Source organism: Pseudomonas sp. YL2, from assembly GCF_023063025.1.
GTDB lineage: Bacteria > Pseudomonadota > Gammaproteobacteria > Pseudomonadales > Pseudomonadaceae > Aquipseudomonas > Aquipseudomonas putida_A.
The window spans coordinates 222834-246232 of record NZ_JAJSLU010000005.1 but is presented as its reverse complement, the minus strand read 5'-3'; the positions used below and the strand labels follow the sequence as shown (position 1 = coordinate 246232).

The 23399-nt window shown below is 59.4% G+C and carries 23 protein-coding genes; 15 read left to right on the top strand and 8 right to left on the bottom strand.

The features are described 5' to 3' along the window. Positions 1–125: 125 nt before the first annotated feature. On the bottom strand, positions 126–1679 hold the full coding sequence (gene norR / locus LVD08_RS10330) for a nitric oxide reductase transcriptional regulator NorR (RefSeq protein WP_247268077.1): 1554 nt from the start codon (positions 1677–1679) through the stop codon (positions 126–128). 162 nt (positions 1680–1841) lie between these two features. Between norR and hmpA the strand changes: the two genes are divergently transcribed. From hmpA to LVD08_RS10275, 11 genes are all read left to right on the top strand, one after another. Next, on the top strand, positions 1842–3023 hold the full coding sequence (gene hmpA / locus LVD08_RS10325; protein WP_108183734.1) for an NO-inducible flavohemoprotein: 1182 nt from the start codon (positions 1842–1844) through the stop codon (positions 3021–3023). A 237-nt stretch (positions 3024–3260) separates the two neighbouring features. Then, positions 3261–3821, top strand: a complete 561-nt coding sequence (locus LVD08_RS10320) for an ester cyclase (RefSeq protein ID WP_247268076.1) — start codon at positions 3261–3263, stop codon at positions 3819–3821. A gap of 25 nt (positions 3822–3846) precedes the next feature. Further along, positions 3847–4356, top strand: coding sequence for a disulfide bond formation protein B (locus tag LVD08_RS10315; RefSeq protein WP_025109264.1), 510 nt, complete (start codon positions 3847–3849; stop codon positions 4354–4356). A gap of 825 nt (positions 4357–5181) precedes the next feature. Beyond that, entirely contained in the window at positions 5182–6123 is a 942-nt protein-coding gene (gene cyoA / locus LVD08_RS10310; RefSeq protein WP_027612162.1) for a ubiquinol oxidase subunit II, read from the top strand. Positions 6124–6126: 3 nt separating this feature from the next. Beyond that, on the top strand, positions 6127–8154 hold the full coding sequence (gene cyoB, locus LVD08_RS10305; RefSeq protein ID WP_007968380.1) for a cytochrome o ubiquinol oxidase subunit I: 2028 nt from the start codon (positions 6127–6129) through the stop codon (positions 8152–8154). Between the two features lie 3 nt (positions 8155–8157). Continuing rightward, on the top strand, positions 8158–8781 hold the full coding sequence (gene cyoC, locus LVD08_RS10300) for a cytochrome o ubiquinol oxidase subunit III (RefSeq protein WP_003227982.1): 624 nt from the start codon (positions 8158–8160) through the stop codon (positions 8779–8781). Beyond that, entirely contained in the window at positions 8781–9116 is a 336-nt protein-coding gene (cyoD, locus tag LVD08_RS10295) for a cytochrome o ubiquinol oxidase subunit IV (RefSeq protein WP_003227981.1), read from the top strand. The genes cyoC and cyoD overlap by 1 nt, the downstream gene beginning before the upstream one ends. Before the next feature lie 10 nt (positions 9117–9126). Beyond that, positions 9127–10014 (top strand): heme o synthase, encoded by an 888-nt coding sequence (cyoE, locus tag LVD08_RS10290; RefSeq protein ID WP_003227980.1) that lies wholly within the window; start codon positions 9127–9129, stop codon positions 10012–10014. Between the two features lie 126 nt (positions 10015–10140). Beyond that, the gene (locus LVD08_RS10285) at positions 10141–10485 is read left to right on the top strand and encodes a toxin (RefSeq protein ID WP_247268075.1); all 345 of its coding nucleotides are present in this window, start codon (positions 10141–10143) and stop codon (positions 10483–10485) included. Further along, positions 10482–10796, top strand: a complete 315-nt coding sequence (locus LVD08_RS10280) for a helix-turn-helix domain-containing protein (RefSeq protein WP_047599259.1) — start codon at positions 10482–10484, stop codon at positions 10794–10796. The genes LVD08_RS10285 and LVD08_RS10280 overlap by 4 nt, the downstream gene beginning before the upstream one ends. A 198-nt stretch (positions 10797–10994) precedes the next feature. Beyond that, positions 10995–11486 (top strand): RidA family protein, encoded by a 492-nt coding sequence (locus LVD08_RS10275; RefSeq protein WP_247268074.1) that lies wholly within the window; start codon positions 10995–10997, stop codon positions 11484–11486. 67 nt (positions 11487–11553) lie between these two features. Here the strand turns inward: LVD08_RS10275 and LVD08_RS10270 are convergent, their stop codons facing one another. From LVD08_RS10270 to LVD08_RS10260, 3 genes are all read right to left on the bottom strand, one after another. Next, on the bottom strand, positions 11554–12255 hold the full coding sequence (locus LVD08_RS10270) for a hypothetical protein (protein ID WP_096795496.1): 702 nt from the start codon (positions 12253–12255) through the stop codon (positions 11554–11556). A gap of 119 nt (positions 12256–12374) precedes the next feature. Beyond that, entirely contained in the window at positions 12375–13895 is a 1521-nt protein-coding gene (locus tag LVD08_RS10265; RefSeq protein WP_247268073.1) for a sensor histidine kinase, read from the bottom strand. Then, positions 13892–14602 (bottom strand): response regulator transcription factor, encoded by a 711-nt coding sequence (locus LVD08_RS10260; RefSeq protein ID WP_247268072.1) that lies wholly within the window; start codon positions 14600–14602, stop codon positions 13892–13894. Before LVD08_RS10260 ends, LVD08_RS10265 begins: the two co-directional genes overlap by 4 nt. A 151-nt stretch (positions 14603–14753) precedes the next feature. Between LVD08_RS10260 and msrB the strand changes: the two genes are divergently transcribed. From msrB to msrA, 3 genes are read left to right on the top strand one after another with little or no spacing between them, the layout of a single operon-like run. Beyond that, positions 14754–15272 carry a peptide-methionine (R)-S-oxide reductase MsrB gene (msrB, locus tag LVD08_RS10255; protein WP_247268071.1) on the top strand — a complete coding sequence of 173 codons (519 nt, stop codon included), beginning with the start codon at positions 14754–14756 and terminating at the stop codon, positions 15270–15272. A 43-nt stretch (positions 15273–15315) separates the two neighbouring features. Beyond that, on the top strand, positions 15316–17091 hold the full coding sequence (locus LVD08_RS10250; protein WP_247268070.1) for a cytochrome c biogenesis protein DipZ: 1776 nt from the start codon (positions 15316–15318) through the stop codon (positions 17089–17091). A gap of 15 nt (positions 17092–17106) precedes the next feature. Further along, the gene (gene msrA / locus LVD08_RS10245) at positions 17107–17811 is read left to right on the top strand and encodes a peptide-methionine (S)-S-oxide reductase MsrA (RefSeq protein WP_247268069.1); all 705 of its coding nucleotides are present in this window, start codon (positions 17107–17109) and stop codon (positions 17809–17811) included. Positions 17812–17821: 10 nt separating this feature from the next. On the opposite strand, the gene LVD08_RS10240 is transcribed toward msrA, so the two are convergent. Together LVD08_RS10240 and LVD08_RS10235 are read right to left on the bottom strand one after the other, a co-directional pair. Next, entirely contained in the window at positions 17822–18226 is a 405-nt protein-coding gene (locus LVD08_RS10240) for a GNAT family N-acetyltransferase (RefSeq protein ID WP_183783918.1), read from the bottom strand. Between the two features lie 54 nt (positions 18227–18280). Next, on the bottom strand, positions 18281–19186 hold the full coding sequence (locus tag LVD08_RS10235; protein WP_027612153.1) for a LysR family transcriptional regulator: 906 nt from the start codon (positions 19184–19186) through the stop codon (positions 18281–18283). A 102-nt stretch (positions 19187–19288) separates the two neighbouring features. On the opposite strand from LVD08_RS10235, the gene LVD08_RS10230 reads away from it, so the two are divergent. Continuing rightward, positions 19289–20461, top strand: coding sequence for an aspartate aminotransferase family protein (locus tag LVD08_RS10230; protein WP_183783922.1), 1173 nt, complete (start codon positions 19289–19291; stop codon positions 20459–20461). A gap of 125 nt (positions 20462–20586) precedes the next feature. On the opposite strand, the gene LVD08_RS10225 is transcribed toward LVD08_RS10230, so the two are convergent. Both LVD08_RS10225 and LVD08_RS10220 read right to left on the bottom strand, forming a co-directional pair. Next, the gene (locus LVD08_RS10225) at positions 20587–22506 is read right to left on the bottom strand and encodes an alkaline phosphatase D family protein (protein WP_247268068.1); all 1920 of its coding nucleotides are present in this window, start codon (positions 22504–22506) and stop codon (positions 20587–20589) included. A gap of 74 nt (positions 22507–22580) precedes the next feature. Next, positions 22581–23312, bottom strand: coding sequence for a hypothetical protein (locus LVD08_RS10220; protein ID WP_247268067.1), 732 nt, complete (start codon positions 23310–23312; stop codon positions 22581–22583). Between the last annotated feature and the right edge of the window lie 87 nt (positions 23313–23399).

Sequence of the window (23399 nt, the reverse complement as noted above, 5' to 3'; positions counted from 1 at the left end):
GCTCCCGCTGGAGTGCGAAGCGCTCCCATAACCATCCACCGCGGTGTATCAGGTTGGTCATGTCCGCTGCTTTTGCGACTGCTGCGCAGCCGAGCGGGAGCAAGCTCCCTCGCCACAATGGAGGTCTATCTCATCCCAAGGCGTTTAGCCATCCGCCCTAGATTCGCCCGGTCCAGCCCCAACTCTCGCGCCGCACTTGCCCAGTTATCCTGATTTCGCGCCAACGCAGCACTGATCAACTGCCGCTGATATTGCTCGGTGGCACTGCGCAAATCGCCGCTGATCAGCGGCATCGCGGGCACCTCGGCAACCGGCTCCACCGAGTTATCCACAGCCTCACGCGGCAAATCCAGATCCGCCGCGCTCAAACTGAGGATCTTCGGCCTTACCTTGCAATTGCCCAGCGCCTTCAGTGCGCTACGCCCGATCAAGTGTTCCAGTTCGCGCACGTTGCCCGGCCAAGTGTAGGCGAGCAACGCGTCCTGGGCGTCGCTGCTCAGGCGCAGGCTGTTAAGGCCCATGCGCGAGCGGTTCTGTTCCAGAAAGAAGCCGCTGAGCAGCAACACATCGCGGCCGCGATCGCGCAGCGCCGGCACTCGCAGCGGGTACACGCTCAGGCGGTGATAGAAGTCGGCGCGGTAGCGGCCGCTGCGCACTTCTTCGGCCAGATCGCGGTTGGTCGCGGCGATCAGGCGCACATCGACCTGATGTTCCTTGTCCGAGCCGAGCCGCTGCAACTGGCCGCTTTGCAGCACGCGCAGCAACTTGGCCTGTACGGTCAGCGACAGTTCGCCGACTTCATCGAGAAACAGCGTGCCGCCATTGGCCAGTTCGAACTTGCCGCGGCGGTCGCTGGTGGCGCCGGTAAAGGCGCCGCGCACGTGGCCGAACAGTTCGCTTTCGACCAACGTATCGGGCAGAGCGGCGCAGTTGAGGCTGATGATCGGTTTGTCGGCGCGCGGCGAGGCGGCGTGAATCGCTTGCGCCACCAGCTCCTTGCCGACCCCGGTTTCGCCGGTGATCAGCACGGTCAGGTCGCTGCCGCCGACCAGATTGATTTCCTCCACCAGCCGTTTGTGCGCTTTGCTTTGGCCGATCATTTCGCGTTGCTGCTGGCCGCTGGCCTGGCGGTAGACCTCGGCGCGTTGGTGTTCGTCTTCGGCACGCAGCGCTAGGCGCTCAATGCGTTCGGCGGCATTGACCGTGGCCGAGGCGAGACTGGCGAAGGCTTGCAAGGCGTCGAGTTCGATCGGTTCGAAACGCTCCGGATCGAGCGCATCAAGGGTGATCAGGCCCCAGAGTTTTTCATCGACGAACAGCGGACAGCCGAGACAGTCATGTACCTCAAGGTGATCGCCCAGACCATCGACCAAGCCGTCGTAAGGATCGGGCAAGTCGCTGTCGGCGGCGAACCGCGTTGGCCCGGCGCCGTCCAGCAGGATCTCGAAGCGTGGATGTTCGCTGACCTTGAAGCGCCGGCCGAGGGTGTCGGTACTCAAACCATCCACCGCCAGCGGCACCAGCCATTCGCCGTCCAGGCGCAGCAACGCGGCGGCATCGCACGGCAGCAGGGCGCGCATGGCTTCGAGCAGGCGCCGATAGCGCTCGCCCTCGGGCAGTTCGCGGGACAGGTCGGAGACCAGTGGCAGTAGAGCGGTGAGCAGGGGTTTGGCGGTCATGGTCTTGTAGTCAAAGAGACTCGATGTAGTCGTGATGACTATAAAGCGCTTTGAGTCTAAATGACTACGTAAAAAATAAGTCATTGATTCATAACGATAAATAATCTGGCACGAAAACTGATAAGCCTAAGGTAATTCTCAAAAAGCTCAGGAGTCATTCTTATGCTTAGCGTCCAGGATCGTGCCATCGTCAAATCCACTGTGCCTCTGTTGGAAAGCGGCGGAGAAGCGCTGATCACCCACTTCTACCGCATGATGCTCTCCGAATACCCTGAGGTGCGCCCACTGTTCAACCAGGCGCATCAGGCCAGTGGCGATCAGCCGCGCGCGTTGGCCAATGGTGTGTTGATGTACGCCCGGCACATCGATCAGCTCGACCAGTTGGGCGATCTGGTGGCGAAGATCATCAACAAGCACGTCGCCCTGCAAATCCTCCCGGAGCACTACCCGATTGTTGGCACCTGCCTGCTGCGCGCCATTTCCGAAGTGCTCGGCGACGAGATCGCTACGCCTGAAGTCATGAGCGCGTGGGGCGCGGCGTACGGGCAACTGGCCGAGATTCTGATTGGCGCTGAAGCCGCGATCTACGACCAGAAAGAACAGGCAGTCGGCGGCTGGCGTGGCGCGCGGGAGTTCATCGTGGTGGACAAGGTCGAGGAGAGCGCGGAAATCATTTCGTTCTACTTCGAGCCGGCGGACAAAGGCCCGATCCTTGCCGCAGAACCGGGTCAGTACATTGGCATGAAGCTGATCCTTGATGGCGAAGAAATCCGCCGTAATTACTCACTGTCGGCACTGGCCAATAAAGGTCAGTACCGCATCAGCGTCAAACGCGAACCGGGCGGTCGTGCGTCCAACCACTTGCATGACCAATTGCACGTCGGCGCGAGCATTCAGCTGTTCCCGCCATCGGGCGAGTTCACCCTGACTGCCAGCGACAAACCGCTGGTGCTGATCAGTGGCGGGGTCGGCATCACTCCGACCCTGGCGATGCTCGAAGCAGCGCTGCAAACCGAGCGCCCGGTGCACTTTATCCACTGCGCGCGCAACGGCAGCGTGCATGCGTTCCGTGACTGGATCGATGGGTTGGCGGCGCGTCATCCGCAGCTCAAGCGCTTCTATTGCTACGCCGAAGACGACGGCGTGAGCCCGGCGGCGGACAAGGTCGGGATCCTCAGCCAAGAGCAATTGGGTGAATGGCTGCCGGCGCAACGTGACGTCGATGCTTACTTCCTCGGGCCGAAGGGCTTCATGGGAGCGATCAAGCGGCATTTGAAGGCGCTGGGTGTGCCGGAGCAGCAGAGCCGTTATGAGTTCTTCGGGCCGGCTGCTGCTTTGGAATAATCCTTAGGACTGAGTCGCCTTCATCGCGAGCAGGCTCACTCCTACAGGGGCGGTGGCGTACATGAAAATGGTGTACGAAGCAGATCTCTTGTAGGAGTGAGCCTGCTCGCGATGGCCGTTACGCAATTTTGATTCTTAAAAAGTGTTTAAAGGTTAATCGTTTCTTAACCGGTTTATCGTTTATTCCCCGATGCTGATGATAGGCGCTCGTTCGTTTAACTGATCAGGATCGCCCCCATGTCGCACATCATCTTCTCCTCTCGTCTGAACCTGGCAATGCTTGGCCTGTCGGCTGCTTTGCTGGCCAGTCCGTTTGCTGCGGCCGAATCGGCATTGATCACGCCACAGACCCTGATCGTCGATCAGAGCCTGCCAAAGGCTCAGCGCGATGCAATGGAGTTGGCGGCGCGGCGTTACGGCAGTTTCTGGAACAGTGGGGAAGAGGCCCTGGCCACGGCCGCCTTGTCGCCGCAGTTTGTCGACAAGACCCCGCCTGAAGGTCGGGTGCAGGGGCCGACCGGGCCGTTGCTGGCATCGAAGTTCTTTCGCACGGCGGTGCCGGACCTGAGCTGCGAGATCGAGCAAATGATCATTGCCGGTGACCGCGTGGTGGTGCATCTGCACTTTCGCGGGCACTTCAGCGGGACGTTCAAGACTCTCAAAGGACAGGGCCAGCGTGTAGACTTCCGGGCAACCGATATCTATCAGATCGACAACGGTCGCATCGCGGCCAATTGGCATATCGAAGACAACATCAGCCTGCTGGCGCAACTGCAAGCGCAGCCGCCAGCCAGCTGAACCATGGACATACAAGGGAAACGCGATGAGCGAGGAAACGATTCGACTGGGACGTGAGCGGCGCTTTCTGGTGCTGCTGGGCATCATCTGCCTGGCGTTGATTGGTGGCGCGCTGTACATGCAGATCGTGCTGGGCGAGGCACCATGCCCGCTGTGCATCCTGCAGCGTTATGCATTGCTGCTGATTGCGTTGTTCGCCTTTATCGGCGCGGCCATGCGCACCCGCCGCAGCATCACGGTGTTCGAAGTGCTGGTGGTGATCTGCGCGATCGCCGGCGCCGGTGTTGCCGGGCATCACGTGTACACCCAGTTCTATCCGGCGGTGAGCTGCGGCATCGATGTGTTGCAGCCGATTGTCGACGACCTGCCGCTGGCGAAGATCTTCCCGCTGGGCTTCCAGGTCGATGGTTTTTGCTCGACGCCGTACCCGCCGATCCTCGGTCTGTCGCTGGCGCAATGGGCGCTGGTGGCGTTCGTGCTGGTGGTGATTCTGGTGCCGCTGCTGACCTCGCGTAACCGAAAAGCACTGCGCTGAATCAACTCTTCGGCAGATTGGCCGATACAGAAAACGCCCCGATTTGCGTATCAGCCGATCGGGGCGTTTTGCATTTCAGAGTGTTTGTGAAATCACCGTGACGAACGGCAATGGAGAGTGCGGCAGATGTGCGACATGTTGTCACACGCGCCCTGTCGCAGGGCGTTTCGGCGACCCGGATTGGCGTAATGTTACAAAAAAGGATTGGTCTGTTTCGGCATTTTTCTGGTTTTGCACGCAGGTGCCAGATCAGGCAGTTTTAACAGGCTCTGGCAGATGGCCAGAGGCCTTTGAATATCGGGCTTTGCGCCGATTCGCCGCTGGGAAAATCCCTTCGGAGCTGTCTGAACTGAGGTGTATAGGCCTACATTTTTTGGTGTTTTTGTTGAGAATCGATTTCGATAACATGCGAAACTTTTGCAAAAACGGTGATGGATTGTTGCTCTGAGCGATAAAAATTATTTCGGGATAAGACATGGTGTATAGGGCGCTACCTATCTACAATCGCCCGCACTGAATTCCCGGCACTGTTCAGCCTTTATTAAGGAACTGGACAGGAAGTCGGGTGTCGAGCGGGCCGAAAGGCTTTTGCGACACCCAGGTGTCGGTGCCTTCCAACTTTCCGCACCAAATGGAATTGGTCTGTAACAAGGCCTTTGACCACGAATTCGAATAAGAACTGACCGCTGTCCATGGTTTTGTCGAGCGTCTGACGCGCGACGGGCGGCCCTTATTCAATCCAAAGAAAATGCCAACCCTTGGCAGGGTGAAGTGTTGGCGATCAAAACCCAACTGCATTGCGCAAGCTGCTTTAGAGGTCGTGAGATGAGTAAAAACAGGTACCCCAGATTACTAGGCCTAGTGCCGCTGCTCGGCACGTTGTTGCTGGGAGGCTGCAACATGACCCTGCTCAATCCAACGGGCCAGGTCGGCCTGGAACAGCGCAACCTGATCATCACCGCCACGCTGCTGATGCTGTTGGTCGTTGTGCCGGTTATCGTCATGACCTTCCTGTTCGCCTGGAAGTACCGCGCGTCCAACAAGGATGCCGTCTACACCCCGAAATGGTCGCACTCGACCAAAATCGAAGTGGCGGTCTGGACCATCCCGGTTCTGATCATCATCGCCCTGGGTTACATCACCTACATTTCGACCCACAAACTGGACCCGTACCGTCCGATTGAATCCGACGTCAAGCCGGTGACCATCGAAGTCGTTGCGCTGGACTGGAAGTGGCTGTTCATCTACCCGGAACAAGGCATTGCCACGGTCAACAAGATCGTGTTCCCGGCGCACACTCCGGTCAACTTCCGGATCACCTCCGACGCCGTGATGAACTCGTTCTTCATCCCGGGCCTGGGCGGCCAGATCTACGCGATGGCGGGCATGACCACCAAGCTGCACCTGATCGCTGACCGCAACGCTGAAATGGACGGTATCTCCGCCAACTACAGCGGCGCTGGTTTCACCGGTATGAAATTCAAAGCGATCGCAACTTCTCAGGAAGATTTCGACGCCTGGGTAAGTGAAGTCAAAAAGGCACCTAAACAGCTTGAACAAGCTGAATACGCAGCCCTTGCCAAGCCAAGCCAGAACAATCCAGTCGAGCTCTACTCCTCGGTCACGCCGAACCTGTTCCAGACCATCGTCGACAAGTACGAAGGCATGAAACCGGGCAAGCCGCTGAAGCACGAGAAGAAAGAGAAAGAAGTGGCGGCAACGGACATGGACTCGAATTCGCATTCAGCTGCCGGGGCAGAGGAGTAAACGATGTTTGGTAAATTAAGTTGGGAAGCGATCCCTTTCCACGAGCCGATCGTGATGGTCACCATCTCGATGATCGCGCTCGGTGGTCTGGCGTTGTTCGCTGCAATCACCTACTTCAAGAAGTGGACCTACTTGTGGACCGAGTGGCTGACGTCGGTCGACCACAAGAAAATCGGTGTGATGTACATCATCGTTGCCATGGTCATGCTGCTGCGTGGCTTTGCCGACGCCATCATGATGCGTACCCAGTTGGCCATGGCCACCGAGGGTTCGCCTGGCTACCTGCCGCCTGAACACTATGACCAGATCTTCACCGCTCACGGTGTGATCATGATCATCTTCATGGCGATGCCATTCTTCACCGGCCTGATGAACCTTGCAGTGCCGCTGCAGATCGGCGCGCGTGACGTTGCCTTCCCGTTCCTGAACTCCCTGAGCTTCTGGCTGCTGGTGTCCGGCGTGGTGCTGATCAACCTGTCGCTGGGTGTCGGCGAATTCGCCAAGACCGGTTGGGTTGCCTATCCGCCGCTGTCGGGTCTGCAGTACAGCCCTGGCGTGGGGATGGACTACTACATCTGGGCGCTACAGCTATCCGGGTTGGGTACGACGCTGACGGGGGTCAACTTCCTCGCCACCGTGCTGAAAATGCGTACCCCTGGCATGAAACTGATGGACATGCCGATCTTCACCTGGACCTGCACCTGGGCCAACGTCCTGATCGTGGCTTCGTTCCCGATCCTGACCGCTACCCTGGCACTGCTGACCCTCGACCGTTACATGGATTTCCACATTTTCACCAATGAACTTGGTGGCAATCCAATGATGTACGTCAACCTGTTCTGGGCCTGGGGCCACCCTGAGGTTTACATCCTGATCCTGCCGGCATTCGGCATCTTCTCGGAAGTGATCTCGGCGTTCACCGGCAAGAAACTGTTCGGCCACCACTCGATGATCTACGCTTCGGGCGCGATCTCGGTACTGGGCTTCATGGTTTGGCTGCACCACTTCTTCACTATGGGTTCGGGTGCCAGTGTCAACGCCTTCTTCGGTCTGGCGACGATGCTGATTTCCATCCCGACGGGTGTGAAACTGTTCAACTGGCTGTTCACCATCTACCAGGGCCGTCTGCGCTTCACCAGCCAGGTTCTGTGGACCCTGGGCTTCATGGTGACCTTCGCCATCGGCGGCATGACCGGCGTACTGCTGGCCATTCCGGGTGCTGACTTCGTTCTGCACAACAGCCTGTTCGTGATCGCGCACTTCCACAACGTGATCATCGGCGGCGCGGTATTCGGCTACATCGCAGGTTTCGGCTTCTACTTCCCGAAAGCGTTCGGCTTCAAGCTGCACGAAGGCTGGGGTAAAGCAGCGTTCTGGTTCTGGATCTCGGGCTTCTTCGTCGCGTTCATGCCGCTCTATGCACTGGGCTTCATGGGCATGACCCGTCGTCTGAACGCCACCACCAACCCTGAGTGGGTACCGTACCTGTACGTTGCCATGTTCGGTGCGGTGATGATCGCTGTCGGTATCGCCTGCCAATTGATCCAGCTGTACGTCAGTGTGCGTGACCGCAACAAGCCAGAGAACATGTGCGAACACGGTGACCCGTGGAATGCCCACACTCTGGAATGGTCGACCTCGTCGCCACCTCCGTTCTACAACTTCGCTGTGCTGCCTAAGGCTGACTGCATCGACCCGTTCACCGAAGCCAAGGAAAACGGTACTGCGTACCAGGCTCCGGCCAAGTACGAGCCGATCCACATGCCGAACAACACCGCCACTGGCGTGGTGATGGGCGCACTGCTGACCGTCTTCGGTTTCGCGATGATCTGGCACATCTGGTGGTTGGCGATCGCCAGCCTGGCCGGCACTGTCATCTACTTCGTGATCCACGCCGCACGTGACGACCAGGGCTACATGGTTCCGGTTGAAACGATCGAGCGCATCGAAGCCGAGCAGCACAAGCGTCTGGTCGCGGCAGGGAAAATCCCGGCCAATGCCACCCGTGTAACCTCGTTGGAACAGGCTTAAACCATGTCGAACTTAGTGACCAATGTTGGACACGCCCATGGTGACCATGGGCACGATGACCATCACCACGACTCGGGCGAGATGACCGTATACGGTTTCTGGCTCTACCTGATGACCGACTGCATTCTGTTTGCGTCGATCTTCGCGGTGTACGCAGTACTGGTAAACAACGTCGCCGGTGGCCCGTCGGGCCACGACATCTTCGAACTGCCATACGTGCTGGGCGAAACCGCTCTGCTGTTGTTCAGTTCGATCACCTACGGCTTCGCCATGCTGGCGTTGTACAAAGGCAAGAAGCAGCAGGTTCTGGGCTGGTTGTTCATGACCTTCCTGCTCGGCGCAGGCTTCATCGCCATGGAGATCAACGAGTTCCACCTGCTGATCTCCGAGGGCTTCGGTCCTAGCCGTTCGGGCTTCCTGTCGGCGTTCTTCACCCTGGTCGGTACCCACGGTCTGCACGTATCTGCGGGTCTGATCTGGATGGGCATCATGATGTACCAGGTCAACAAGCACGGCCTGACGGCGACCAACAAGACCCGTCTGAGCTGCCTGAGCCTGTTCTGGCACTTCCTGGACGTGGTGTGGATCTGCGTATTCACCGTTGTTTACCTGATGGGGACTCTGTAATGGCTAATGCACACTCCCATGACAGCCATGATGCTGGCCACGGCAGCGTAAAGTCGTACGCCATCGGCTTCATCCTGTCGGTGATCCTGACTGCCATCCCGTTCGGCCTGGTGATGTTTCCGACCTTGCCGAAGTCGACCACGCTGGCAATCGTTCTGTTGTTCGCAGTCATCCAGGTGATCGTTCACCTGTATTACTTCCTGCACTTGGACCGTTCGATTGCACAACGTAACAACGTGATCGCGTTTGTCTTTACGGCCATCGTGATCCTGCTGCTGGTTGGCCTGTCGCTGTGGATCATGTTCAGCATCCACACGTACATGATGGCGAAGTGAGGTAGACCCGATGTCGCTCAAGCACTTTATCCAAATCACCAAACCGGGGATCATTTTCGGTAACGTGCTTTCTGTGGCAGGCGGGTTCTTCCTGGCCTCGAAAGGGCATGTAGATCTGGCGGTGTTCCTGGCCGCCATGATCGGCACTTCCCTGGTTGTGGCCTCCGGTTGCGTGTTCAACAACTGCATCGACCGCGACATCGACCTGAAGATGGAACGCACCAAGAACCGGGTGCTGGTGCAGGGCTTGATCTCCCTGAAACTGGCCCTGGTCTACGCGACCATCCTGGGTGTTCTCGGCGTTGCCTTGTTGTACAAGGTGGCCAACCCGTTGGCCGCCCTGTTCGCGGTAATCGGCTTCATCATCTACGTCGGCTTCTACAGCCTGTACCTCAAGCGCAAGTCGGTTCACGGCACGCTGGTGGGCAGTCTGTCGGGCGCCATGCCGCCAGTGATCGGTTACGTTGCCGTAACCAACAGCTTCGACATGGCCGCACTGACCCTGCTGGTGATGTTCAGTCTGTGGCAGATGCCGCATTCCTACGCCATCGCGATCTTCCGTTTCAACGACTACCTGGCCGCATCGATTCCGGTGCTGCCCGTCAAGCGCGGAATCGAAGTGGCCAAGAAGCACATCCTGCTCTACATCCTGGCGTTCCTCGTGGCGACCTTGATGCTGACCTTCAGCGGTTACGCCGGCATGAGCTACCTCGCCGTCGCCGCGGCCATGGGCATGTACTGGCTGTACATGGCCTGGACCGGCTACAAGGCGGTGGATGACACGGTCTGGGCACGCAAGCTGTTCGTGTTCTCGATCTTCACCATCACCGCCCTGAGCGTCATGATGTCCCTGGACTTCAAGGTGCCGGCCGAGCTGCTGCTGACGTACGCGCCGTAAGGCTGGATGGTTTCAAGAAAAACCCCGCACATTGAGAGATGTGCGGGGTTTTTTGTTGATCGGATGTTTATCAAAGGTCGAATTTGTTGATAGTCTCTCCATGGGCAAGTTGCCTATAGTTTGCCCATGCGAACTGTATTTTTTGAAACCACAATATTCACCGCGAGCGTTGGTCATTACCTGACGGACGATGAGTATCGGGAGTTGCAGAATTATCTGCAGTGCAATCCAGCGTCGGGCGACGTAATACCGCGAACTGGAGGCTTCCGGAAATTACGTTGGTCTGACGCCCGGCGTGGCAAAGGCCGACGAGGTGGCTTGCGGGTCATCTACTATTGGCTTATGAATGATCGTCAGTTCTGGATGTTTGCGATTTATGACAAAGATGAGCTTGAGAATCTGTCCGCCGAGAAAGAGAAGGCGCTCAAAAAAGCCATTGAGATAGAGTTGAAAAAAAGAGGTGCCTCATGAAAAAACGCGACCTGTTTGCGGAATTGATGCAGGGCGTTGAAGAGATGGCCGCCCATCGCGAAGGTAAAATTACGCTGCGCAATACGGTCGTCGAGGACAAACCGGTTCCCGAGGTTGGTGCACAAGAGATCGTTGCACTGCGTGAAAAATTGCACATGTCACAAGCGGTATTTGCCAAGCGAATCAGGACCAGCCCGAGCACATTGAGGAATTGGGAGCAGGAGAAGTCCAAGCCCAATGCTCAGGCGGCACTGTTGATCCGCTTGGTGGAGAAATTCCCTGATATGGTTGAGCGCTTGGGCGCTGTGTAGATAGTTCGTTGATATAGGTCATCAAGCCCCGCGATTCGATAGAGTCGCGGGGTTTTTCGTCCAGAACGACAGGTTGCGGTATCGCCGCAAACCACCTAGATTTGGATCCAGTCTTCAATGATAGCGCCATGCCACTTCCTCGGCGCTCAACTGTTCCACTCCGCGATTCTTCATGCACTGATCAAAAGGCTGGGCGAAATGACTGAGAGGATGACCTGCGACGAACGCTTCATTGCCCTGGCACAAGAGCTGAACTACGACATCTATGCCGAGAACACCGCCGGCGGCAATTACGCGCCGCTGATCCGCCACCGCGATGAGTTGTACATCAGCGGCATGGTGCCGCGGGTCAATGGCAGGATTCTGTATCCCGGTCGCGTGGGGTTGGAGTTGACCCTCAAGGACGCCCAAGCTGCCGCGAGCATCAGTGCCATGCGCTGCCTGGCGCTGATTGTCGATGCGGTGGGGTCGCTGGACAAGATTCGGGCGTTGTTGCGGGTCACGGTGTATGTGAAGTCGACCCCGGACTTCGTTGACCTGAGCGAGGTGGCCAACGGTGCATCGGACGTGTTCAGCCATGTGCTCGGCGATGCCGGCCGGCACACCCGCACCACGGTCGGCGTGTATCAGTTGCCGAAGAACGCCGCGATTGAAGTCGACATGATCGCGGCGGTGCAGTCGGAAGTCTGATCGCCGCGCCGCCCAACAAAAAGCCCCGCCTGAATCTCAGAGCGGGGCTTTTTTGTCGGCGCCGGGATTACTGCGCGGCGATGCTGTAACCATCGAACGCGGTTTGCTGTTGCAGGGCGGTGATGATGTTCTTGCGGTTGATCGCGTGTTCGGTGCCGGCGTTGTCGATGAAGGTCTCGCCCTCCAACTCGGCTTCTTCGCCTTCACCGACGAAGGTGAAACCGAGGAACTCCAGCGCTTCACGGTCAACGTTCAGACGCGAACGCGGCGTGCGCAGCGGCAGGGTCACGCTGCTGCCGTCCTTGCTGATGGTGAAGATTTCCAGTTCTTTCTTCTTGGCAGCCTTGCTCTTGCCGCCGCTCGGGTTGCTGATCGCCTGGTGGGTCTGATTCAGCACTTTGAGCGCGAGGCCGTAAACGATTTCCTGGAACGCCGGATCGTCCTTGAAGCAGGACAGGATGCGGCCGATTGAAAACTTGCTGCTCAGGTCTTCGAGGGCGGCGATGTCGGCGGCCTCGGCGTCCTTGAGGCGCTTGAGTTCGCCCATCAGCTCGTAGGCCTTGTCGTCATCGAAGCTGTCGTGCGCCTGACGGATCGCGGCGCGCAGCTCGCGGATCTGGTCACTTTCGCGGGTCGACTGGAAAGCATCCAGCACCATCTCGCTGATGATTTTGGCTTGTGGAAGGTGTTGTGAAAGATTGATGGAGTTTTCGTATTCCGCTTTGGACGATTCGGTGACTACGGATTCAGCGGTGTTGAAATCGGACATTGAAATTTCACTACTTTTTTAACTTGAGTGGAAACGAGAAAGCGCGAGGTCTTTTTCAGGCCGGTTAATTTAGGGGAGCGGGGCGGCGTTGTCACGGAACAACAGTCCGGTGGTGCGGATTATTTGTCCGGCGTGCTCAGGTTCATCGAGCGCACCATCCACTGTTCAGCGGTTTGCTGATCGGTCGGCAGCGTGAAGCGGAAAGTCGCCCCGCGCCCGGCGACATCGATCAACTGAATCTCACGCCCGTGCAGTTGCAGGATGCGGTGGACGATCCGCAGGCCCAGTCCACCGTCACGCCGCGCGCCGCCAATATTGAAAGGACGCAGGAACAGACCTTCGCGCAGATCCGGAGCGATGCCGGGGCCGGTGTCGCTGACCGTGACTTCTACCAGTGCGCCCTGGGGCTTCAAATCCAGCTCGATCTCGCCACCCGAAGGCGTGTGGCGCAAGGCATTGTCCACCAGGTTGGTCAGCACCCGTTCGATCAACCCGAGGTCGGCGCAGACCGTTGGCAGGTTGGGCACGAAGGTGGCCTTGAGTTCGACATGGCGGGCTTCGGCGGCCAGTTCGAATTTCTGGAACATGTCCTGCAGCAGATCGATCAGCGAAAAGCGTTCCAGTACCGGTTGCACGAAACCGTGTTCCAGACGCACCAGCTCCAGCAGCGATTGCGCCAATCCGCCAACCTTGCGGCTCTGATCCAGTGCGATGCCCAGATAGCGGCGGCGTTCTTCGGCGGTGAGCGTAGCGTCCTTGAGTGACAGGGTTTCCAGATAACCGTGCAGCGAGGCCAGTGGCGTGCGCAGGTCGTGGGAGATATTCGCGACCAGTTCGCGTCGCTCCTGATCCTGGCGGGTCAATGAGCGCCACTGCTCACCGAGGCGTTTTTGCATTTGGCGGAAGGCGCCATCAAGCACGGCGATCTCATCCGGGTCAGCGCTTTTATCCACAGCTGCTGACGGAGCGGGCAGAGGTTGCGGCGTGCCATCAATGTCGAAGCGGCTGACGGTTTCGGTCAATCGGCGCAAGGGTCGGGTAATCAGGTTGAACGCCGTGAGACCCGCGATCAGGCACAACAGCGCCACCAGCCCGATCGACAGCAACGCCGTATTGAGTGCGGCACTGGTCGCGCCCCGTTCAGCGAAGCGATCGTGTTCTTCGCTGAGCAACACCACGTACAGATAACCGGCGGACTTGCCGTTGACCTTCAATGGCGCGGCACTGAAGACCTTGCGCCCGTCGGCACTGCGCGGGTCATCGCCGAGGATCGGCAGCGGCTGATCGGCAAGCAGACGCTGCACCGGAACCAGGTCAACCTTCTCCCGCCGCAAGTGGCCTTCGGGGGCAGCATTACCGACAATTCGCCCCTCCGTATCGAGCAGGTACACCTCGACACTCGGGTTGACCAGCATCAGCTTGCTGAACAGTTCGCGCACGGCACCGGGCATCAGGCCATTGCTGTCCATCAGCACCGTGTCATGGGCGATGTGCTGCGCCAGATCTCGCGACAGGCCTTGCACCACTTCCAGTTCATGCATCTTGCTCGAGCGCACTTGCAGCCATGCCGAGGTGCCGCAGCACACCAGCAGCAAAACGGCGAACACCAGCGACAGGCGCTGCGACAGATTCAGTCTCATGGTTGTTCCGTGCCGAATTTATAGCCGCGACCCCACACGGTGAGGATGCGGGTCGGTTGTGCCGGATCGCTTTCGATCTTCGCCCGCAGGCGATTGATGTGGGTGTTGACCGTGTGCTCGTAACCTTCATGACTGTAGCCCCACACCGCGTTCAGCAGGTCCATGCGTGAGAAGACCTTGCCCGGTTGTCGGGCGAAGAAATACAGCAGGTCGAACTCTCGCGGGGTGAGGTCCAGACGCGCGCCATTGAGGGTGACGTCGCGGGTGATCGGGTCGATGCTCAAACCATCGAGACTGAGGCTGCCGGCGTCCATTTTCAGGTTGCGCGCCATGGCGTCGACCCGGCGCAGCAAGGCTTTGACCCGAGCCACCAGTTCCAGCATTGAAAACGGTTTGGCAAGGTAATCGTCGGCACCCAGCTCCAGACCCAGAATGCGGTGCAATTCGCTGGAGCGGGCGCTGGTGATGATGATCGGCGTATAGCGCGCCATCGCCCGGGCGCGGCGGCAGATTTCCAGGCCGTCGACCCCCGGCAACATCAGGTCGAGGATCAGTGCATCCCATTGTCCCTGTTGCAACAGGCGCATGCCTTCGTCGCCGTCTGCACAGTGCACGACGTCGTAATGCTCATCGCGCAGGTGCAGGCAAATCAAATCGGCGATGTGTTGGTCATCCTCGACCACGAGGATGCGTCTGGTTAATTCCATCAAGCTCAATCCTTCGGCGCAGTGAGCGCATTGTGCGGGTTTTCCTCGGGGCGAGTTATCACGAATTCGTTAACTTCCCGTGAGGATTTGGCGATCAACCCAAGCCTAGGCTGTGTTCCATGACAGGCACCTGGAATTTTTGGAGACGGCCATGTTTTCACGGCGACAGATTCTCGTAGCGAGCGGCGGGCTGGGGGTTGCAGCTCTGGTGGCGGGTGTATTGCCAAAATTTTCCTCGGGCTCCGCACTGATCGAGCAAGCCCATGCCGATGAGGTTTTCGAGGTGAGCCACAGCGACAGCGAATGGCACTCGCTGCTCTCGGATGAGCAGTACGCCATCCTGCGCGATGAAGGCACCGAACGGGCCTATACCAGCCCGCTCAACAACGAACATCGCAACGGCACATTCGCCTGCGCGGGTTGTGATCTGGCGCTGTTTTCATCGGCGACCAAGTTCGACAGCCGCACGGGCTGGCCGAGTTTCTGGGCACCGTTGGAACATGCGGTGGCCACGCGTCAGGACCGATCGTTAGGCATGTCACGCAATGAAGTGCACTGCCGACGCTGCGGCGGGCACTTGGGACATGTGTTCGACGACGGCCCGAAACCCACCGGCCTGCGCTATTGCATGAATGGCCTGGCGATGACGTTCAAACCCGTGGCGGCATGAGCCATGGCCATTTTTCGATGTTCACTTTCTACAGGACGACACCATGTGGCTCTTGGTTCTCGCTTATCTGGGCGGTGTGCTGACGATCGTCAGTCCGTGCATCCTGCCTGTTCTGCCTTTTGTCTTCGCTCGCACCGGGCAGCCGTTTATCAAGAGTGGCTTGCCGCTCTTGGCCGGGATGGCGCTGACTTTCGCCCTCGTCGCCACACTGGCGGCGGTGGGCGGCGGTTGGGTGGTGCAAGTCAATCAGTACGGGCGCTGGCTCGCGTTGCTGTTCGTTGCACTGTTCGGGCTGACGCTGCTGCTGCCGCGCCTCGCCGAGCGCCTGACGCGACCGCTGGTCTCGGCCGGCAGTCGGCTGTCCGAAGCCGCGGGCCAGGACAATCGTCCGCGTCCCGGCGCCTCGTTTCTGATTGGCGTCGCCACGGGTCTGCTCTGGGCACCGTGCGCCGGGCCCATCCTCGGTTTGATTCTGACCGGAGCCGCGTTGCAAGGGGCAAGCATCGCCACCACGCTGTTGTTGCTCGCCTACGCGGCGGGCGCCGCGACTTCACTGGCGGCGGCGCTGCTGCTGGGCAGTAAGGTCTTTGCGTTGATGAAGCGCTCGATCGGTACGGGGGAGTGGGTCCGGCGCGGGTTGGGGGCGGCGATGCTGGCGGGTGTCGCAGCGATTGCGCTGGGCCTCGATACCGGGCTGTTGGCGCGGCTGTCGACGGCTTCCACGGGCGGGATTGAACAGGCGCTGGTCGGCAAGCTGACCAGCAAATCGCCGACGGGCAACGGAACCATGATGGCGCAGATTCCTGCTGCCGGCGGGGCGATGAAAGTTGCCGACAAGGCACCGGGAACACTACCGGTTGAAGGCCAGTTGCCGCCGCTCAATGGCGCCGTGCAATGGCTCAATTCGCCACCGCTGGACGCCCAGGCATTGAAGGGCAAAGTGGTGCTGGTGGATTTCTGGACCTACTCCTGCATCAACTGCCTGCGCACCTTGCCATACGTCAAAGCCTGGGCGGAAAAGTACCGCGATCAAGGCCTGGTAGTGATTGGCGTGCACGCCCCGGAATTCGCTTTCGAGCGCGATGTCGGCAATGTCACTAAAGCCATGAAGGAGCTGGGTATCAACTATCCGGTCGCCATCGATAACGACTACAAAATCTGGCGTGCTTTCAACAACGAATACTGGCCGGCGCATTATTTTGCCGATGCTCAAGGACGGATTCGTTACCACCATTTTGGCGAAGGGGATTACGCCGAATCGGAACGGGTCATACAGCAGTTGCTGCGTGAGGCCGGGGCGAAAACCGTCGCCGACGGCTTGATCAACGCCGATGCCCAAGGCGTGCAACAGGCGCCGGACATGAATCAGGTGCTGTCACCGGAAACCTACGTCGGCTACCAGCGTGCGGAACATTTCGTACCGGAAACCGGGCTGGTGCCTGACAAGGTCGCGACCTATAACCCACCCGCCAACCTGACCCTGAATGACTGGAGCCTTGGCGGCCAGTGGGCCGTCGGTGCCGAGCAGGCCACCGCCAGCGCGCCGGCCAGTCGCATCGTCTACCGCTTCCACGCCCGCGATCTGCATCTGGTGCTGGGCCCGGGTGCGGATGGCAAACCGGTGCGTTTCAACGTGTCGATTGACGGGCAGGCGCCGGGTGACGCCCACGGTGTCGATGTCGCCGCGGATGGCAGCGGCCGCGTGACCGAGCAGCGCCTGTATCAACTGGTACGGCAAACCGACGAGGTGAAGGACCGGACCTTCACCATCGAATTTCTTGACCCGGGCGTATCGGCTTACGCCTTCACCTTCGGCTGATCGGGAGTGCGCAACATGAAAGCTCAAAACAACTGGCGCCGTGCACTGCTCGGCGTCGCCATGGCTGGTGTGATCGGTCAGTGCTCGGCGTTCTCTTTCGGTGCAGAGGACGCGGTGGCCATCCCGCCACCGGCCCTCGACGAAACCACTCAGGCGCACAGTGAAACCGCGGTGTTCGCCGGTGGTTGTTTCTGGGGCGTACAAGGGGTTTTCCAGCACGTCAAAGGCGTGCAGAAAGCCGTCTCCGGTTATGCCGGAGGTACGGCGAACACGGCGGAATATGAGCGGGTCAGCGAAGGTGATACCGGTCATGCCGAGTCAGTGCAAGTCACCTTCGATCCGACGCAAGTCAGTTACGGCAGCCTGCTGCAGATCTACTTCTCGGTGGCCCACAACCCGACCGAACTCAACCGCCAAGGCCCCGACAGCGGCACGCAATACCGCTCGGCGCTGTTCCCGGTCAACGCCGACCAGCAACGCGTGGCCCAGGCCTACATCGCCCAACTCGACGCGGCGCATGCCTACAGCAAACCGATCGTCACCCAACTGGAAACCTACAACGGCTTCTACCCGGCGGAGGACTATCACCAGGATTTCCTCACCGAACACCCGAGCTATCCGTACATCGTGATCAACGACATGCCCAAGGTGGCGCAGTTGAAGCAGTTGTTTGCGCAGCGTTATCAGGAGAAGCCGGTGTTGGTGAAAAGCGGGAGTTGATTCTCACGTGTTACTTGAGCCTTGGGCGCTCCATGGCAATCACTGATGTTTCAAACCCCAAACTGGCAAAAAACGCCTCCGCACCTTCGCGCCCGGCGCGCAGGACCCAAGTGATCTCGGGGTTGTCCCCCATGACATGCTCGACCAGTGCGCGCCCGACGCCGGCGCGCCGATGCTGGCCATCAACCACGACCATCGACAGATAACCGTTGGACAAACCATCGGTGATGCCTCGGGCGAAACCGATGATCTGCTCGCCGCTCAGCGCGACGGCAGTGCGTTGCGAGTTTTCGATGAGTTGGGCGAAATAGTCGCTGGAGCCTGTCCGGTGTCCCCAGCCATGTAGGCCGAGAAACAGCCGCACTGGCTCCACTTCTTCGGGCAACAGATCGCGTACGGTAAGGTCGTTTTTCATCACGTGGCAGCATCCTTGTCGGCAATCACCGGAGCGTAGTCGATAGCAACTAAGTCAGGATCTGCCCCAGGTTTTCATCGCGAACTCGACGAAGCGCCGCAGCTTCGGCAAACGATAACGATCCGGGGCATACAACAGATGCAAAGGGCGGCTCGGTGGCTGGTAATCGGGGATCACCGTCACCAGTTTGCCGTCGCGCAGATCCTGTTCCACCAGCGCATCCGGCAACATCACGATGCCCATGCCGGTGCGCGCTGCCTGATGCAGGCCGGCGGAGGTGTTCATCAGCATCGGGCCGCTGACGTCGACCAGAATCTCGCCGTCCGGGCCGCTGAGGCGCCAGCGTTTTTCCACTGATTGCCAGTCGTCGCCAGCGGGGTAGGCGAAGGACAGGCAGTCGTGTTGTTGCAGGTCTTGCGGGGTGATCGGCATGCCGCGTCGGGCGACGTAAGCCGGCGAAGCGCACACGGTCAGGGTGTAGTCGATCAGCGGCCGGGCGATCAGGTTCGACTGCTCGAAATGTCCCAGCCGAAACGCTACGTCGAGGCCGCTTTCCAGCAGATCCGGACGGCGGTTGGTCAGCACCACATCCATTTTCACCTGCGGGTATTGCAAGGAAAACTCGCTGAGCGCCGGCGCCAGGCGTTCGACACCAAAGGTCAGCGGCGCGGTGATGCGCAACAGGCCGCGCGGCTCGTCTAGGGCCTGTTCGGCCAAGCGTTCGGAGTCGGCCACCAGACCCAAAACATCCAGACAGCGCTGGTAGTAAACGCTGCCGAACTCGGTCAGTCGCTGACGGCGGGTGGTGCGCTGCAGCAACTGCACGCCGAGCCTTTGCTCCAGTGCGCGCAGGTGATTTCCGACCATGGTCGTGGACATTTCGCACTGCAACGCGGCTGCCGTCATGCTTCCGGCTTCCACGACCTTCACGTACACGCTCATTGCCTGCAACAGGTCCATTATCAAGCTCGGCTTTTAAATGAATGAAGTTTTGCCGAGTTTATCCAGTTCTGGTGGCTAACCATACTGCAAACACACCGACCTTCACTGGAGTTTGAAGTCATGACCGCCGCCCTGATGAACACCTACCAATCGCTGGCTCTGAGTTTCACCAGAGGTCTGGGCACTCGCCTGTGGGATCAGGCCGGTCGTGAATACCTGGATGCTGTCGCCGGGGTTGCGGTGACCAATGTCGGGCACTCGCACCCACGGATCGTCGCGGCCATCAGTGAGCAGGCCGGAATGCTGCTGCACACCTCCAATCTGTACAGCATCGACTGGCAGCAGCAACTGGCCAAACGGCTGACTGAGCTGTCGGGCATGGATCGCGCGTTCTTCAATAACTCGGGTGCTGAGGCTAACGAAACCGCACTGAAACTTGCGCGCTTGTACGGCTGGAGCAAAGGTATCGGACAGCCGCTGGTGGTAGTCATGGCCAACGCATTTCATGGCCGCACGCTCGGCACGTTGTCGGCGAGTGATGGCCCAGCGGTGCGGCTGGGCTTCAATGATCTGCCGGGGGATTTCGTCAAAGTGCCTTTCGGTGATCTGGCGGCGCTGGATCAACTGCAGCAAAAGCATGGCGAGCGCATCGTGGCGATTCTGGTCGAGCCGATCCAGGGCGAAAGCGGCGTGCAACTGGCGCCGCCCGGCTACCTCAAAGCTCTGCGGGAAGTGTGCAATCGGCGCGCCTGGCTGCTGATGCTCGACGAAATCCAGACCGGCATCGGCCGCACCGGCCAGTGGTTCGCGTTCCAGCATGAAGGCATCGTGCCGGACGTCATGACCCTGGCCAAAGGCCTCGGCAACGGTGTGCCGATCGGCGCCTGCCTGGCACGGGGCAGAGCGGCGGACCTGTTCACTCCCGGCAGCCATGGCAGCACCTTCGGCGGCAACCCGCTGGCCTGCCGGGTCGGTTGCACGGTGCTGGATATCATCGAAGAACAGGGCTTGCTGGAAAATGTCCGGGTGCAGGGTGAGCGCCTGTTGACCCGCCTGCGCGCCGAACTGGCAGACAACCCCAATGTGTTGGCGATTCGCGGGCAGGGCTTGATGATCGGCATCGAGTTGAAACAGCCGATTCGCGATCTGACGCTGATTGCGGCGCGGGATCATGGATTGCTGATCAACGTGACGCGTGGCAAGACGATACGGCTGTTGCCGCCGCTGACGATTGATGAGCGGGAGGTGGGGATGATTGTCAGAGGTGTGGGGCTTGTTGTAGCCGCGCACTGACAGGCACCGACAACCCCTGTGGGAGCGGGCTTGCTCGCGAAAGCGTGTTGTCAGTCGACACTGATGTTGAATGATCAATTGCATTCGCGAGCAAGCCCGCTCCCACATTGGAAAAATGCGTGATGCTAATCAGGATAATCCCCCAACTCCGGCGCCAGCATCCGCGTCTTCACCGCCCCGTTTGAATTGTGCTGAATGATCTCGCTCGGCTGTCCCTGCGCATTGAAAAATACCTGCCCGATCCCCGCCGAATTCCACAGCCGCTCACCCGCTTCGGCATGTTCCGGGGTATAGGGCACGATGCGCATGCGTCGGCGTTTGGTGAACCAGTTCAACGGCGAGCGCGGTGAATAGAGCCAGCGGTTGAGGCGGTCAAACCATTCCAGCAGGGTTTTCGGGAACTCGTTCTTGATCCCGCTGCTGGTGATCTGCCAGATGCGTGGCCCGGCCTTGCGGTGTCGGATAAGCACTTCGTAGACGAAGGAATAATGCACATCGCCGGACAGCACCACGTAGTTCCCGGGTGTGCGGGTGTGTCGGAAAATGTTCAGGATCACCTGAGCGGCGCCACGGTGGGCCATCCAGTTTTCGGCGTCGACCAGCAGCGGATAACCGCACCAGCTGAAAACCTTCTGCACGGTTTCAATCAGCTTCACGCCGAAGATCGGCGCGGGGGAAACGATGATTGCTGACGGATGATCGAGCAGTTCCTGCTGCAGTTCGCTCAGCGCCTCCCAGTCCAGCAAACCGGAGGGTTGCTTGAGTGCCATCTCGCTGCGCCAGCGGCGGGTGCGGGTGTCGAGCACCACCAGCGCCGGGCTGGTTGGCAGCACGAAATGCCAGTGCTGAAAGCGCAGCAAATCATCGATCAGCGCGTCCTGCACCGGGCTGTCGAGATAACGATCGTCACCGCTGGCGCTCAGACGTCGTGTGTTCTCCAGCACATCCTTGAACGCATCCGGATTATTGCCCCAGCCCTGACACAACATGTACGCGATCAAGGCATTGCCGATGATGCGTTTGGAGAACGGATGGCCGTAGGCGGTTTCCTCCCATTGCGCGGAAAGATTCCAGTCATCGGTGATGTCGTGGTCATCGAAAATCATCAGGCTCGGCAGGTGCGCCAGCGCCCGGGCAACGTTGGCCAACCCGGCCTTGAAACCATCGATTCGGGTCTGCTCCAGGGTGTAGCGCTTCAAGCGTTCAGGCGTCAGCGATGGAGCAGCAGGATTGATCAACCCCCAGGCAACTGGTGACCACACCAGCAAGTACATCGCCATCACTTCGGCGAAGGTCACCAGGTGATTGTCGGCGCTGCTGCTGGTGAAAATCGGCTTGCGCGCACCGCCGAAAAATCGCTCGCGCAATGTCTCGTTGCTCTCCAGCGCCGGTAACAGATCCGCACGGTGGTAGTAACTGGCCGGGTGTTGGTAGAGCTTGGCGCTGTCGCTGACCACGGCACCTTCGAGGTGTTCGTCGAACAGGCCGAGGCGCTTGATCAACGCATGAATCGCCCGCAGCATTGGGCCGGCAACGTCGTCTGCGTAAACCTGGTCGCCGCTCATCATCAGCAGCGCTGGGCGTTGTTGCGGATCGGTTTCGCCAGACAGCAGTTGATCGACGCACAGCAGACCGTCTGCCGCCGGATGATGTGGTTTGCGGCAGGAGCCATGCAGCAACTGATCAATCCGTGAGCGCACGACGAGGTTTGGACAGCGGGCATTGCCGTACAGCAGGTGCGGCGCCCATTCGGCGATGGGCGTCTGGCCGTCGATCAGCAGGTCATAGTCGATGCGCGTGTCGCAGGGCAGGGTGCTGTCGAGCGTAACGTCAATCAAATGGACGAACGCTTGACGGCCTACGGCAATGACCGTGCATTTCCCGGCATCGAGAGGAATGTCTCCTACACCTTGCAGGCGCAGGGTCAACGACAGTTCGCGGGTGCCAACCAGCCACAGCACCACTCGCGTCGCTTCCAGCCGTCGCAGCAGCGGGCCGGCCAACACGGGAGGCAGCGGGTTCAGATCAGCAGGTATCGAGGACATTCGGGGGCAAAGAGCTCAAGGCGCACAAGCCGGCGATGATAGCGCAGCCGGCGCCTTGAACCCTTAAACGAGGCTTAAGAGTCAGCCTTCTGCAGCTTCAGCGCCAGCAGTCGCCATTCGGCGGACGCGGATTGCTCCTGCACCGAGCAGTCGAAGCGATAAGTGACGTCATCGCCGTTCATGTTGCGCGCGGTGACCTTGTTGCTGAGGGTGTAGACCTGATCCTTGAAGCGCTTGGTGACAATGGCAGAGCTGTCGGCGAAGCGCTCCGACGCTGGGAAGCGCAGTGTGCTGGTGACCACCGTGCCGCACATGACATACGCGAGCATCGATTTATCGCTGTCGGCATTTTGCCCAAGCTTGTCGCGCAGCGCGGTGAGCGCTTTACGGCCCTGCGCGTCGCTCTGATCCAGGACGGATTTTTCCGATATCGATTTCGGTGCCCGGCTGGCGTAATTCGGCAGCAGTGCGGAATCCGGCGGAGAAGGTTGGTTATCCGGCTCGATCACAGCAAAGCCCGGCGCGTTTTCCAGCACCGCGGACGTCGAGTCCGACTCGGCTTCGGGCAACAGACTGGTGGTGACATCGTTCTGTGTGATCACGTCTTCAACTGGCGCCTTTTCGGCTTTATGCGCCGACGGGAACAACGACAGGAAGATCGACAGCACCACCATGCCGACGATAAAGCCGCCCGCCGCGCCAACGATGTTGCCGTAAAACAGATTCCAGCTGCCGCGGTTTTTCACCACCCAGCGCCACATCAAACCCCAGGCGGCGATAAATGCCAGAAAACTCAGAAACTCCATTCGATCCTTTCCTTAACCCTTCAATAGCCTGCAAAACAGCACTCACTGGCGGTGAGTGCTGAAGATGGACGGCAAGATATCAAAATA

Bases quoted from the DNA above. Each gene is read 5' to 3' on its own strand.
- LVD08_RS10315 (WP_025109264.1), top strand. From the start codon at position 3,847: ATGAGCGAGGAAACGATTCGACTGGGACGTGAGCGGCGCTTTCTGGTG.
- LVD08_RS10270 (WP_096795496.1), bottom strand. From the start codon at position 12,255: ATGTCCGATTTCAACACCGCTGAATCCGTAGTCACCGAATCGTCCAAA.
- LVD08_RS10250 (WP_247268070.1), top strand. From the start codon at position 15,316: ATGTGGCTCTTGGTTCTCGCTTATCTGGGCGGTGTGCTGACGATCGTC.
- LVD08_RS10225 (WP_247268068.1), bottom strand. From the start codon at position 22,506: ATGTCCTCGATACCTGCTGATCTGAACCCGCTGCCTCCCGTGTTGGCC.
- LVD08_RS10260 (WP_247268072.1), bottom strand. From the start codon at position 14,602: ATGGAATTAACCAGACGCATCCTCGTGGTCGAGGATGACCAACACATC.
- LVD08_RS10235 (WP_027612153.1), bottom strand. From the start codon at position 19,186: ATGGACCTGTTGCAGGCAATGAGCGTGTACGTGAAGGTCGTGGAAGCC.
- LVD08_RS10240 (WP_183783918.1), bottom strand. From the start codon at position 18,226: ATGAAAAACGACCTTACCGTACGCGATCTGTTGCCCGAAGAAGTGGAG.
- msrB (WP_247268071.1), top strand. From the start codon at position 14,754: ATGTTTTCACGGCGACAGATTCTCGTAGCGAGCGGCGGGCTGGGGGTT.
- LVD08_RS10230 (WP_183783922.1), top strand. From the start codon at position 19,289: ATGACCGCCGCCCTGATGAACACCTACCAATCGCTGGCTCTGAGTTTC.
- cyoE (WP_003227980.1), top strand. From the start codon at position 9,127: ATGTCGCTCAAGCACTTTATCCAAATCACCAAACCGGGGATCATTTTC.
- LVD08_RS10220 (WP_247268067.1), bottom strand. From the start codon at position 23,312: ATGGAGTTTCTGAGTTTTCTGGCATTTATCGCCGCCTGGGGTTTGATG.
- cyoB (WP_007968380.1), top strand. From the start codon at position 6,127: ATGTTTGGTAAATTAAGTTGGGAAGCGATCCCTTTCCACGAGCCGATC.
- LVD08_RS10285 (WP_247268075.1), top strand. From the start codon at position 10,141: ATGCGAACTGTATTTTTTGAAACCACAATATTCACCGCGAGCGTTGGT.
- msrA (WP_247268069.1), top strand. From the start codon at position 17,107: ATGAAAGCTCAAAACAACTGGCGCCGTGCACTGCTCGGCGTCGCCATG.
- norR (WP_247268077.1), bottom strand. From the start codon at position 1,679: ATGACCGCCAAACCCCTGCTCACCGCTCTACTGCCACTGGTCTCCGAC.
- LVD08_RS10265 (WP_247268073.1), bottom strand. From the start codon at position 13,895: ATGAGACTGAATCTGTCGCAGCGCCTGTCGCTGGTGTTCGCCGTTTTG.
- cyoA (WP_027612162.1), top strand. From the start codon at position 5,182: ATGAGTAAAAACAGGTACCCCAGATTACTAGGCCTAGTGCCGCTGCTC.
- LVD08_RS10275 (WP_247268074.1), top strand. From the start codon at position 10,995: ATGACTGAGAGGATGACCTGCGACGAACGCTTCATTGCCCTGGCACAA.
- cyoC (WP_003227982.1), top strand. From the start codon at position 8,158: ATGTCGAACTTAGTGACCAATGTTGGACACGCCCATGGTGACCATGGG.
- hmpA (WP_108183734.1), top strand. From the start codon at position 1,842: ATGCTTAGCGTCCAGGATCGTGCCATCGTCAAATCCACTGTGCCTCTG.
- LVD08_RS10280 (WP_047599259.1), top strand. From the start codon at position 10,482: ATGAAAAAACGCGACCTGTTTGCGGAATTGATGCAGGGCGTTGAAGAG.
- LVD08_RS10320 (WP_247268076.1), top strand. From the start codon at position 3,261: ATGTCGCACATCATCTTCTCCTCTCGTCTGAACCTGGCAATGCTTGGC.
- cyoD (WP_003227981.1), top strand. From the start codon at position 8,781: ATGGCTAATGCACACTCCCATGACAGCCATGATGCTGGCCACGGCAGC.